The following is a 12714-nucleotide window of genomic DNA, read 5'->3' on the forward strand; positions in this document are numbered from 1 at the left end:
ATGTTGTATAACCCGAAAAAAACAGGCTTGCTAAAGTTGGTAGTACTACTTACTTTCTTGCTGGCAGCTGTGCCTTCTGCGTTTGCTCAGACACAACAGAATAAACGGATTTCTGTGCATGATCCGGTGATGACTAAAGAGGGCGATACCTACTATCTTTTTGCCACGGGGAGAGGTATAGCAGTGTGGTCGTCGAAAGACATGATAAACTGGGAAAGAGAGAAGCCTGTTTTTGAAAAGGCTCCGGAATGGGTTAATAACGTAGTGCCGGGTTTCAGGAATCATATATGGGCTCCGGATATTGCTAAGCACAACGGTCAGTATTATCTCTACTACTCTGTCTCTGCATTTGGTAAAAACACTTCTGCCATCGGAGTGGCGACAAATACGACACTGAACTCCAACGATGCAAACTATAAATGGGTGGATCATGGCATTGTGGTGCAGTCGGTGCCGGGGCGGGACATGTGGAATGCCATTGACCCTAACCTGATTCTCGATGAGCAGGGCCAGCCGTGGCTGTCTTTTGGTTCTTTCTGGAACGGGCTAAAAATCGTGAAGCTAAAGAAAGACCTGCTTTCTGTTGCGGAAAATCCGCAGGAGTGGCATACCGTTGTGCAGCGGGAGCGTACTGACACATTAGATGAAAGATACGCAGGAAACGGTGCTGTTGAGGCGCCTTTTATCTATAAAAAGGGAAACTACTACTATCTCTTTGCCTCCTTTGACTATTGCTGCCGCGGCCCTAAAAGCACCTATAAAATGGTTGTTGGCCGCTCTGAGAAAGTGACCGGGCCTTATGTTGACAAAGAAGGGAAGAAGATGACGCAAGGGGGCGGCAGCCTGCTCCTGGAAGGCGATGATAACTGGCATGGCGTCGGGCATAACTCTGTGTATGATTTTGATGGGCAGGACTACCTAGTTTTTCATGCATATGACGCAGCAGACGAGGGCAAGCCAAAGCTTAGAATAGAAAAGTTAAGTTGGGATAAGAAAGGCTGGCCTGAGGTAACCGGAGTGTCAACTGCAGCAAGAAAGGAAAAGTAATCTTCAGTTCTTCTGGAGTACAATAAAATAAATGCATCGTATAACTCATAAGGATGTACTGGTGCTATATTTAGCACTAAATAAATCGCGTTTTACTAGGTCGTAAAGCTTATTTGATGTAAAAATTTTTTAATCGTCAAAAAGACGTTTATATTTGAGTGGTTACTCACAAATTTGCCTGGTAAGCAGATTTTTATTGATGCAGTTCTTTTCTTAGTTTGCTATTTTGAATTATACAAGAGAGTATGCTTTCACTAATAAGCTTTTACAAGTTACATAAACAATTAAACAATCAGCTCAGACGCCCCACTTACCTCGGTAGCAGACCAGGTACAGCAAAATAATGAGAATAGAAGGTCACCTTAACAAAGGCTAATGTTGCCACTATAAGGTCAGCGGCGCAGTAAATAAACTGCACTGCGTTAAAGATGCTGTTTCATCTTAAAACACTGAACAAGGGAAACAAATCAAAACCACTGAAGGCCCATGTAAACCAGCTACCCAGGTGGAATAAGATGGAAGTTATTTGAAACACTATACTACTCACAAACTAGAATACATGATGAAACCTTTCCGCAAATTTCCGCTACTGATGCCAGTAGTGCTGTGTGCCGGGCTACAATTTCCCGCCCATGCGCAGGCGCTCACGGCAATGTCAGGGCTGCTGCCTGACAAGAATTTATCTATTGAGAAGCTAAAGAATAATACACCTCTGCTTCCGTCTGCTACCCAGAATGAGAGCATCATGCTGGCTGTAAAATCGGCTGTTAAGTCAGAGAAAGCAGTTGCCATCACTGTGTCAGGTAGAGTGACAGGTGAGGAAGGTACTGGTTTACCCGGGGTAAGTGTGGCTTTAAAGGGGACATCTTTAGGCGCTATCACAGATATTGATGGTAACTATACACTGACGGTGCCTGATGGCCAGGAAAATGGCACATTAGTCTTCTCTTACATCGGTTACACAGCTCAGGAAGTGCCTATCAATAGCAGGAGCACTATTAATGTGGAGTTAGCACCCGATGTAACAGCACTCGAAGAGGTGGTGGTTATCGGTTACCAGACCATACAGAAGAAAGACCTGACAGGTGCGGCCTCTGTTGTAAGTCCGGAAGCAGCCAATAAAGTAACGGCCGCTACCGTAGCAGAATCCATTCAGGGTTTAGCCCCGGGAGTTACGGTGCGTAACTCAGGCCGGCCGGGAGCAGGCGCAGCGATTGATATACGAGGTGTTGCCAGCTTTTCGGGCACAAACCCCTTGTATGTTATTGACGGTATGATTGCGGATGCGACTCCTACCATCAATCCAAATGATATTGCATCCATCCAAATCCTGAAAGATGCTTCTGCGGCTGCTATTTATGGCTCAAGAGCAGGTAACGGGGTAATCATTATCACAACAAAGCAAGGAAAGGCAGGCCCGGCTAAAATTGCTGTCTCTGTAAAGCACGGTGTGCAGCAGCTGCCTAAGCTTTGGGATATGATGAATTCGGAGGAATTTGCGGCCACACAGCGCCAGCAGTATGAAAACTCCGGAGCCACACCGCCCGCCAGTGTTACGCTTACTCCCCCAGCTAATTATGATGATGTAAGGCACTGGACACGGACAGACACTGACTGGCAGGATGAGGCGACACAGTTAGGAACACTGGCAGACTATAACGTAACCTTATCAGGAGGCTCAGAAGCCGGCAATTACCTGCTTTCCGGGTCATATTTCACAAATGAGGGCGTTGTGGTTGGCAACACTTTTGATCGTGCCAGTCTACGCCTGAACACGCAGGGTAAAAAGGGCAGAGTAACCTTCGGCGAAAACCTTGTGTTGACGCACTCTTGGGAAGAGCGCCCTCTGCTGGCCAACCCTTTCTATGATATGCCGCAGTTGCTTCCTGTCATCCCTGTGCAGGATCCTAGTCTGGTCAGCCCAGGCAACCCAGGAGGCTGGGGCTTAGGTGACCAGACAGCAGCGCCTGTATACGCCTGGAACTATATTGCGATGACAGAACTGTTTAACACCACGCACAGATTTTCCAGGGCAGTAGGTAATGCTTACGCCGATGTTGAAATATTTGACTGGTTAAGCTACCGCTTCAACGCTGGTCTGGATGCAGGATTCGACTTCCATCAGAACGTGAGAACACCTGGTAACTGGGTGCTTGCGCAGGCATTTGAGCCAAGCCACGTGTACCAGAACCGGCAGAACTTCCATTCTTTGCTGTTTGAGAATACCCTTAATTTTAACAAGGAGTTTGGCCGCCATAGCATCAACGGTGTGTTGGGATATACACAACAGTGGAATAAAAGAGAGGTGATGGAAGCCAGACGCAATGAGCTGGTTAACTTTGGAGGGCGAACCTTCACGACCATCAGTTCTGCTATCGGGGAACAGTCTTCAGAAGGTGGTATACCAGTTGACTACCGTATTAACGGTACACTGGGTAGGCTAAATTATACCTTTGATGATAAGTACCTGCTAACCCTGACGGGTCGTTATGACCAAGACTCCCGCTTTGGTGAAGACAATCGTAATGGCTTCTTCCCTTCCGTAGCGCTGGGTTGGAGAATAAGTGATGAGGACTTCCTAAACATTGATTGGTTATCAGACCTGAAACTGCGTGCTTCCTATGGCGAGTTGGGCATTGTTCAGGTTAACTCCTGGGATGATGTTGGTGTAATTAACAACAACCCAAGGGTGGTTTTCGGTCCTAATAACGATATTATCGCTGTAGGTGCGTACCAAGCCCGCCTGGTGAACCCAGACTTGCGCTGGGAAGTCAGAACAATGCAGAACTATGGTTTTGACGCAGCATTCTTTAATAACAAGCTCCTGGTAACGGCGGAGTATTACAACTCCTTATCCGAAGACGTATTGGTTCAGCTAGAAATTCCTTTCTATACTGGTAATCTTGAAGGCGCTCCATTTGTGAACGCGGCTTCCATCAGTAACAGAGGCCTTGAGTTCTCTGCCACGTACCGCAGCTTTGAGAATGCCTTTAAGTGGGATGCCTCCGCTAACTTTACCACCATCAAAAACAGGGTAGAGGATGTTGGTAATCAGGGAGAAGGAATAGACTACATTATAGCTGGAAATACCCGCTCTCAAATAGGCCGTGGTGTAGGAGAGTGGTATGTAATACAAACAGATGGTATCTTCCAGAGCGAGGAGGAAGTACTAAATCATACAAATTCAGACGGTAACGTGATACAGCCTTTCTCTCAGCCGGGTGACATTCGCTTCGTGGACCTGAACGACGATGGAGAAATAAACGCCGATGACCGGACCTTTGCCGGCTCGCCATGGCCTACGCTGCAAACAGGAGCGCAATTTAATGCTTCTTATGGTGGCTTTACCTTTAACCTGCAACTGGTGGGAGTATTCGGGCATACAGTGTATAATGACGTGAGAAGAATACTCGATTCATACGTGAATACAAACTTCCGCAGCGATATTAGCCCATGGACTCCGACGAACACTAATACCTCTGATCCAAGACTGGCTCGGAATACAGAGCAGGGGATAATACTGAATAACCGTGCTGACAGTGATCGCTGGCTGGAAGATGCCTCTTATGTGCGGGTACGTAACTTAGAAATAGGCTACAATTTACCAGCAACGTTTCTGAGCAGGATTCATACGAACAATGCCCGTGTATTCATCAGTGGACAAAACCTGCTGACATTTACAGGGTACTCAGGTCTTGACCCTGATGTAACGGGTGCAAGCCTCTTACAAAGAGGATTGGATGCCGGAAACTGGCCAGCCAGCCGGGTATATTCACTTGGCCTGAATTTTGAGTTTTAATGCTTATCCAAAAGAAGAATCCATTTATGAAAAAGATACTATATGTAATGTTGGCAGCCGGGTTAACGATGACCAGTTGTGAAAACGACCTGGATATTGTAAACCCGAATGCGCCTACCACTGACGTTTTCTGGCAGGATGCCACGGATGCAGTGCAGGGGGTTAACGCTATTTACAGCACCTTGCACCGGGGGCCTATCGTGCTGTGGCAGTGGTTTTACTACACCGTACGCTCTGACGAGGCTTTTAGCCGAAGCCCTAGGGTAGACATCCCGAACAACATGGACAAGTTCCTGATCACGGACTATAACTTCGGTGAAACCAACTGGATTTATGGGGACAACTACATTGGTATTTTCCGTGCCAACCAGGTGCTCGCCAATGTTCCGGACATAGAAATGGACCCAGACCTAAAGGCCCGCATTATCGGAGAGGCTAAATTCCTCCGGGGCTTTTTCTACTATAACCTAGCCAGTTTATACGGAAATGTGCCGATTATCCTGGAGCCATCTACTCCCACTATTCTGCCGGCAAATGCTACCAGGGATGAAGTCTGGGCACAGGTGGCGCAAGACCTGACAGAGGCTGCAGAAGTATTACCTCTCAGTTATTCTGGTGCAAATGTAGGGCGCGTAACCAGAGGAGCTGCAAAGGCTTTACTTGCGAAGGTGTACATGCAGCAACGGAACTATGCTGCTGCCTTAGAGCCACTGCAGTGGCTTGTGGAAGGGCCGGGCAGTGAGGTTTACGACCTGGTGCCAAACTACCGTGACAACTTTCTGGCGTCCACTGAAAACAACGTGGAGTCAGTATTTGAATGGCAGTTTGCCACCAACGAGTCTGAGTTTACAGACAACGACGTGGCTACGCCAAATCAGAACTATGGTTCACCACTTGCTCAATTTATCGCACCGGCAAACGTTGGCTTCTCTGATGCGGAAGTACGCCGCTGGGTAGTCGATGAATTCTATGAAGAGGAAACTGTGAACGGAGAAAGAGATCCACGCTTGGAAGCGTCCATCTTCTTTGATTCTACTGATGTAAGAGGGCCTGAGTTCACCATGATATATGGACAGACCTTTGCGCAGCGGTATGGACTGGACGACGACAGAGCCTGGTTCAGGAAGTTTGCCAATGATGCCGAACCTGGCCGTACAGGAGAGGGATTCCGTTCTGCTAACAACTACCGCTTCATCCGTTATGCAGATGTGCTGCTGATGTATGCTGAAACACTGAACCAACTGGGAAGAACACAGGAGGCATACCAGTACGTAGACCGGGTGAGACAGAGAGTCAACCTTCCTCCTCTGTCAGAGGTTAGACCTAACATGACGCAGGAGCAGTTCCATGAGCAGATTAAGCATGAAAGAGTAACAGAGCTTTCTGGTGAAGGCCACCGTTGGAACGACTTAGACAGATGGGGTTACTTTGAAAGCCAGGAAAAACTGAATGAACTCATTGAACGAGACCCGGCTTTTGAAACCTTCATGCTTGACAGACACAGGCTGCTGCCTCTTCCACAGCGGGATGTTGACATTAACCCGAACTTAGTACAGAATCCAAATTACTAAGGCATATACTTTATCTCAGGGTCTTGGGAGTTGCTCCGGCAACTCCCAAGACCCTGAGATTTTTCATTACAGATGGTAGCTGATAAGTTGTACAGAAGAATAATCACCTGCCGGAGTAAAAATTAAATTACTCAAGCATGAAGTTTCTCAAAATCAAAGTTCTTGTACTTCTATTAGGGCAACTGTTTTTGGTTTCCTGCAAAGAGGACCCGAAGACTGACCCCATTACCCCAACTCCCGTCACGGCTGCGCCAGATGACCTGCCGCCAGTAGATACCTCTACGCCCAGCCTGACCATTACGTGGGAAGAGGATGCCATCAAAATGTCGCATGACGTATATTTTGCTGAGTACGGGCGGGCACACAGAGTAAAAGGAGATACTGTTTTATTTACCTATCATTTTGGTCCCTTTCAGAATGAATGGGACAACATTGCCATCAAAAGAAGTATTGACGGTGGCAACACCTGGTCTGAGGCAGAAACCATCGTGGCCGACGACAACCCCAACTACTACGGGTTCGCTAACCCGGAACTGATCACGCTCCAGAATGGGGATGTGATACTCGCCTACACCGGGCGGGGCAATCCGGATGATAACGCGCACGCTAATATTCAAATCCGTGTCAGCAAAGACAGAGGCTGGACATTTGGGCCGCCCCAGATAGTAGCTACCGGCCGCTCCTGGGAGCCTGCCATGATACAACTGCCGGATGGTGAAATAGAACTCTTTTATTCAAGTGAGGCCCGTTGGTGGGCCGGACCGGGCGCCACAGCCGAACAGCAGGAGATATTGATGGTGCGCTCCACGGATAACGGAGCTACTTGGTCTTATCCTGTTCAGGTGGCGTATACGCCGGGTATGCGCGATGGTATGGCGGTACCGCTTGTGCTGCAAAATGATAAAGGTATTGTTTTCCCCATTGAGTCTGTGAACAACACAGCCTCCCCCTGGATTCTGTGGTCATCGCTGGAGGCGAGGTGGGATTATGCTGGAGTCGGTGCGATACAAAACGAAAGGCGCTGGCTTGCCACAAGAGAATCTATATGGGGAGGCGCGCCTTACATTATACAGCTGCCGACAGGCGAAACAGTGCTGTCGGTGCAGGACAGAGGAGGCAGAGCAATTGGTTCTGACTGGAAAAAGAACACGATGCTGGTGTTGGTCGGCAACAGTGTTGCCAAAAACTTCACCAACATCAGCTATCCCTGGCCAGACCTGCCTCTGTATGAAGGCGCATACTATAGTTCACTCTTTCTAAAAGATCCGCAGACGCTGGTCATCATCACAACCCGAAACTTTGGGGATGGGCACAGTGAGGTATACTGGAAAGAGGGACGTATCCATTGATTTGTAACTTACCTGCAGCAGGTAGATACAGCGTACAGTCACCTGCTGCTGCGTAAGAACTAGCTTCAGCTCGCAACTAATCAGGATGTAAAGGGCGTGTAGAACTAGTAAAGAATGTTTATATTTAAATATGAAAAAAATACAGATATTCTTTCTGCTTGTCCTGTTGCTGCAGACAGCTATAGTAGACGCGCAAAATAATGACTGGAGCATCGTCAAAGGCAAAATCACTTCGCCCTGGGCAGAACAAGTAAATCCTTCTAATCCTTTGCCGGAGTACCCGCGCCCGCACCTGGTGCGCGAAAACTGGCAGAACCTGAACGGGCTTTGGGACTACGCCATTGTGCCGAAAGCGCAACAGGCAAACCTGCCAACTACTTCCCAGGGGAAAATTCTGGTGCCCTATGCCATTGAGTCTGCTTTATCCGGTGTAGGCAAAACCGTGGGCAAAGACAGTGTGCTGTGGTACAGGAGAAGCATCAATATACCTGCCAAATTGCGCAGGCAGAACGTGCTGCTGCACTTCGGCGCTGTGGATTGGCAAAGCGATGTATATGTAAACGGACGCAAAGCAGGCACCCACCAGGGCGGTTACGACCCTTTCTCTTTCGATATCACGCCTTACCTGAAAAACGGCAATCAGCAGGATATTGCTATCAGCGTATGGGACCCCAGTGATGACGGACCACAGCCGCGCGGTAAGCAGGTGAAGAAGCCGGAGTCAATCTGGTACACTCCCGTAACCGGTATCTGGCAGACAGTGTGGCTGGAGTCGATGCCTAAAACATACATCGCCTCTACCAGGCAAACCCCGGACATAGACAAAGGAATCGTTACAGTGTCGGCCGATGTACAGAACCTGCAGGCTAATGACCGGCTAAGAGTATCAGCCTGGGACGGTAAGAAGAAGGTAGCAGAGCAGGAGGTAAGTGCCAATAGCCCTGCTGTGCTGCAGGTAAACAACGCTAAATTATGGTCTCCGGAAAATCCCTTCCTGTACGATCTGCGGGTAGCTGTGGTGCGAAACGGCAAAGTACAGGATGAGGTAGAAAGCTACTTTGCCATGCGCAAAATAAGCATGGAACCTGATGTAAATGGTGTGCAGCGCATGCTGCTCAATAACGAGTTCGTGTTTCAGTACGGTCCACTGGACCAGGGCTGGTGGCCGGATGGCCTATACACAGCTCCCACTGAGGAAGCCCTTGTTTTTGATATCGACAAAACAAAGGAGATGGGATTTAACATGATACGCAAACACGTGAAGGTGGAGCCTGCCCGCTGGTACTACCACACAGACAAAACAGGTATGCTGGTGTGGCAGGATATGCCAAGCGGTGACATGGGCAACAGATGGGAGTCTCGCCCGGGTGTTACAGGACGCGGTACTGAAAAAGAACGGACTCCGGAGTCAGAGAAAATATTCCGCACCGAGTGGGCCGAAATAATGGATGATTTGCACAACTTCCCTAGCATCGTGGTGTGGGTGCCTTTCAACGAAGCTTGGGGGCAGTTCAAAACAGACGAAATAACGAACTGGACAATGGAGCGCGACCCGTCGCGGCTGGTAAACAGCGCCAGTGGTGGCAACTTCCACCCGGTGGGTCAGATAATCGACCTGCACAACTACCCTGACCCGGTTATGCCGCGTCCCGAACTGTTTGGAGAGAAGCAGGTGATTGTGCTGGGAGAGTTCGGAGGATTGGGTCTGCCAGTGGAAGGGCACACATGGCAGCAGAAAGACAACTGGGGCTACCAGAGCTTTAAAAACGCTGATGAGCTGTTTGAGCGGTACAAAGCCTTCACTGAAAAACTGGAAGACCTGATCCAGTTAGGGCTTTCGGCAGCAATATATACCCAGACCACAGACGTAGAAATCGAAACAAACGGCCTGATGACTTATGACCGGAAGGTAATCAAAGTGCCGGCTGAGAAGCTGCGGCAGGTTCATTCCAAGTTATATGATCCTTCTTTGGTTAAGATGAAGCAACAGGCTACAGGCAGTTTGAGGTAAAGTAAAGAAGCGACACAGGTTCTTTTACCTCTATACCAAAGCTGAACAGAATTAATGCGATTGGATGAATACTGCTGATTACAGATATATAAAAATGAAGAAGGCGCTGCTCGGGCTACTGCTGTTCCCGCTCTTTATACTTGGCTGCACCACGGCTGTGGCGCCAGTAAAAGAACAGGAGAGCAGCCAGCCGGTAGCAGAGGCATACTTTACCAACCCGATTGCCGATGGAGCTGACCCGTGGGTTTTTAAAAAAGGCGACACATACTATTTTTGCAGCTCCGGCAACGGAGGTATTCAAGTCTCCAAATCAGAGAAGCTGACAGAGCCCGGAGACAAAGTGGTCGTCTGGGAGACGCCTGATTCAGGATGGAACAAGAGCAATGTATGGGCACCGGAACTGCATTACTTCAACGGCAAGTGGTACATTTACTATGCCGCTGCCAAAAAAGGCGGAGGCCCCTTTATACACCAGCGGTCCGGTGTGCTGGAGTCGGTGGCAGACGACGTGTTTGGGCCTTATATAGACAAGGGTATGCTTTACACCGGCGACAGCATTCAATATGCTTCTTCTGAAGCCAAATGGGCCATAGACTTAACACCGCTGCAAATGAACGGGCAGTTGTATGCCATCTGGTCGGGTTGGGAAGACAATGCAGATACAGATAAAACAAAGCAGCATTTATACATGGCCACCATGAGTAACCCATGGACAATTAGTAGCAACAGAGTACTGATATCCTCTCCTGAGGAGCCTTGGGAGACTGGTGGCCCCCTTGATTTAAATGAAGGACCGCAGGTGCTGAAACATCAGGAGAAAGTTTTTATCATCTATTCTACGCGGGAGTCGTGGCTGAAGGAGTACCGTCTGGGGCAGCTGACGCTCTCTGATACCCTGCTCAACCCCATGCAAGCTTCGTGCTGGGAGAAATCAGGGCCTGTATTCGAGGGAACAGACGAAGTGCTGGGCGTAGGCCACAGCAGCTTCACTACATCTCCAGACGGTAGAGAGCACTGGATTCTGTATCATTCAAAAAAAAGTGAGGTGCCGGGCTGGGACCGGAATATACGGGCGCAGGAGTTTACCTGGACAGCGGACGGAACTCCTTTCTTCGGCGTACCTATACCTGTTGGCATACCCATACCGGTACCTTCTGGGCAGGAAGAGTAAGTACACCCGAACAAACATAAAGAACCGGCCCCGCATCCTGTAGCGTAATATCAAAATAAGCGAGGTCTTCACTAAAACACCAACTGTGAAAGAAATGAAAAAACAAACATGGCTCCTATACCTGGCGGGTTTGCTAGCCTTTTCCTGTACCAGCAACACGCCCATAAACCAAGAGGAAACTGCTGTCAGTGAGCCGGTCGCTACTCAAACAATATCTTACACCAATCCTGTGCTGCCCGGCGACTATGCCGACCCTTCGGTGGTGCGGGTCGGGGATGATTATTGGGCCACGGCCACTTCCTCTGAATGGGCTCCCTTATTCCCTATCCTGCATTCCAAAAACTTGGTGGATTGGGAAACGGTAGGGCATGTTTTTCCTGATAAACTTCCGGAGTGGGCGGAGGCACATTTCTGGGCCCCTGAGATTGCTCATGAAAACGGCCGATACTACATTTACTATACAGCAAAAAAGAAAGGCGGGAACCTCTGCGTAGGGGTAGCCAGTTCAGCGAGTGCTACTGGGCCTTATGTTGACCATGGGCCGCTGGTATGCCAGGAAGTAGGTTCTATAGACGGCTATGAGATAAGGGACAAGGATGGGCAGCTGTACCTGGTCTGGAAGGAAGACGGCAACAGCCAAGGACTGCCCACACCCATCTGGGCGCAGCGCATGAATGAGGAGCGGACCGCCCTGACAGGCGAGATGTTCGAAATGTTCCGCAACGACCCCGGTACATGGGAGGGAGGCCTGGTAGAAGGGCCTGCCATCGTGCGCCGCGGCGACTATTTCTATAACTTTTATGCGGGCGACAAGTGCTGCGGCCGGGAGTGCACCTATGGGGTGGGTGTGGCGCGGGCCACAAGCATCAAAGGGCCGTGGGAGAAGTATGAGCAGAACCCGATTATGAAGCAGAACGAGGAGTGGAAGTGCCCCGGTCACGGCACCGTAGTGTCTGACCCAAGCGGCCGCGACTATTTCCTGTACCATGCCTACAACACCGACAGCTTCGTGTACGCCGGCCGTCAGGGGCTGCTGGATGAAATAAAGTGGGGAGAAGATGGCTGGCCATACTTTGAGAATAACTCTCCAGCCACCACCGCGCAGATACCAGTTCCAGGGGGAGCTACTGCCTCCGAAGCAGAAGACCTGGATATCAGCGAAGAGTTTAATGACGGCAGCCTCTCTGATACCTGGCAGTGGCCGGTAGAGCAGAAGCCAGCTTATACTTTTGATGAAGGACTGCTGGTGCTGGAAGCCTCTCCAGGGAAAATAGGAACTGTGCTGGGGAAGCGTACTGTAGATGCTGACTATACGGCAACCACAGCCATTAGAAAAAGTGCGTTGCATGGCGGTATTATGGCGGGTCTTACGGCTATCGGCGACAACGATAATGCAGTGGGCATCGCCCTCAGCGACGAACAGATTGTGCTCTGGGCGATGAAAGGAGGCTCCCTCTCTACAATTGCCCGAACAGCCGCGCCCGCCGGGGAGGAGATGGTGCAGCTGCGGCTCACCACAGAGGAGGGCGACCAAATGCAGTTTGCCTGGAGCGCCGATGGCACCACCTGGCATCCCCTCAATGAGGGCGAAGCTGTAGACGCCTCTTACCTGCCGCCCTGGGACCGGGGCGTTCGCGTGGGACTGACAGCAAAAGGTCCGGAAAACGCCACCGCTGCCTTTGACTGGTTCCGGGTGGACAATTAGAAAAGAAAGAAAACGTTTCCCGTTTTAGAAAATGCAAAAAAACAATCACATACATATAACA

Annotated in this window: 7 protein-coding genes; all 7 read left to right on the forward strand. The window is 49.6% G+C overall.

What is annotated here, in order from left to right; translation table 11 throughout:
• The 7 genes from E1919_RS16185 to E1919_RS16215 all read left to right on the forward strand — a co-directional run bounded on the left by E1919_RS16185 (position 1) and on the right by E1919_RS16215 (position 12653).
• Entirely contained in the window at positions 1–1047 is a 1047-nt protein-coding gene (locus E1919_RS16185; protein WP_162054449.1) for an arabinan endo-1,5-alpha-L-arabinosidase, read from the forward strand.
• 559 nt (positions 1048–1606) lie between these two features.
• Positions 1607–4846, forward strand: coding sequence for a SusC/RagA family TonB-linked outer membrane protein (locus E1919_RS16190; RefSeq protein WP_237144501.1), 3240 nt, complete (start codon positions 1607–1609; stop codon positions 4844–4846).
• Positions 4847–4872: 26 nt separating this feature from the next.
• On the forward strand, positions 4873–6417 hold the full coding sequence (locus E1919_RS16195) for a RagB/SusD family nutrient uptake outer membrane protein (protein WP_162054450.1): 1545 nt from the start codon (positions 4873–4875) through the stop codon (positions 6415–6417).
• 137 nt (positions 6418–6554) lie between these two features.
• Positions 6555–7766: a sialidase family protein gene (locus tag E1919_RS16200; RefSeq protein WP_162054451.1), complete on the forward strand. Its 1212-nt coding sequence runs from the start codon at positions 6555–6557 to the stop codon at positions 7764–7766.
• Between the two features lie 130 nt (positions 7767–7896).
• Positions 7897–9777 (forward strand): glycoside hydrolase family 2 protein, encoded by a 1881-nt coding sequence (locus tag E1919_RS16205; RefSeq protein ID WP_162054452.1) that lies wholly within the window; start codon positions 7897–7899, stop codon positions 9775–9777.
• Positions 9778–9871: 94 nt separating this feature from the next.
• Complete coding sequence (locus E1919_RS16210) at positions 9872–10948, forward strand: glycoside hydrolase family 43 protein (protein ID WP_162054453.1); 1077 nt, start codon at positions 9872–9874, stop codon at positions 10946–10948.
• 94 nt (positions 10949–11042) lie between these two features.
• Entirely contained in the window at positions 11043–12653 is a 1611-nt protein-coding gene (locus tag E1919_RS16215) for a family 43 glycosylhydrolase (protein WP_162054454.1), read from the forward strand.
• The last annotated feature ends 61 nt before the right edge of the window (positions 12654–12714 follow it).

The organism is Pontibacter pamirensis, from assembly GCF_010015475.1.
Lineage (GTDB): Bacteria > Bacteroidota > Bacteroidia > Cytophagales > Hymenobacteraceae > Pontibacter > Pontibacter pamirensis.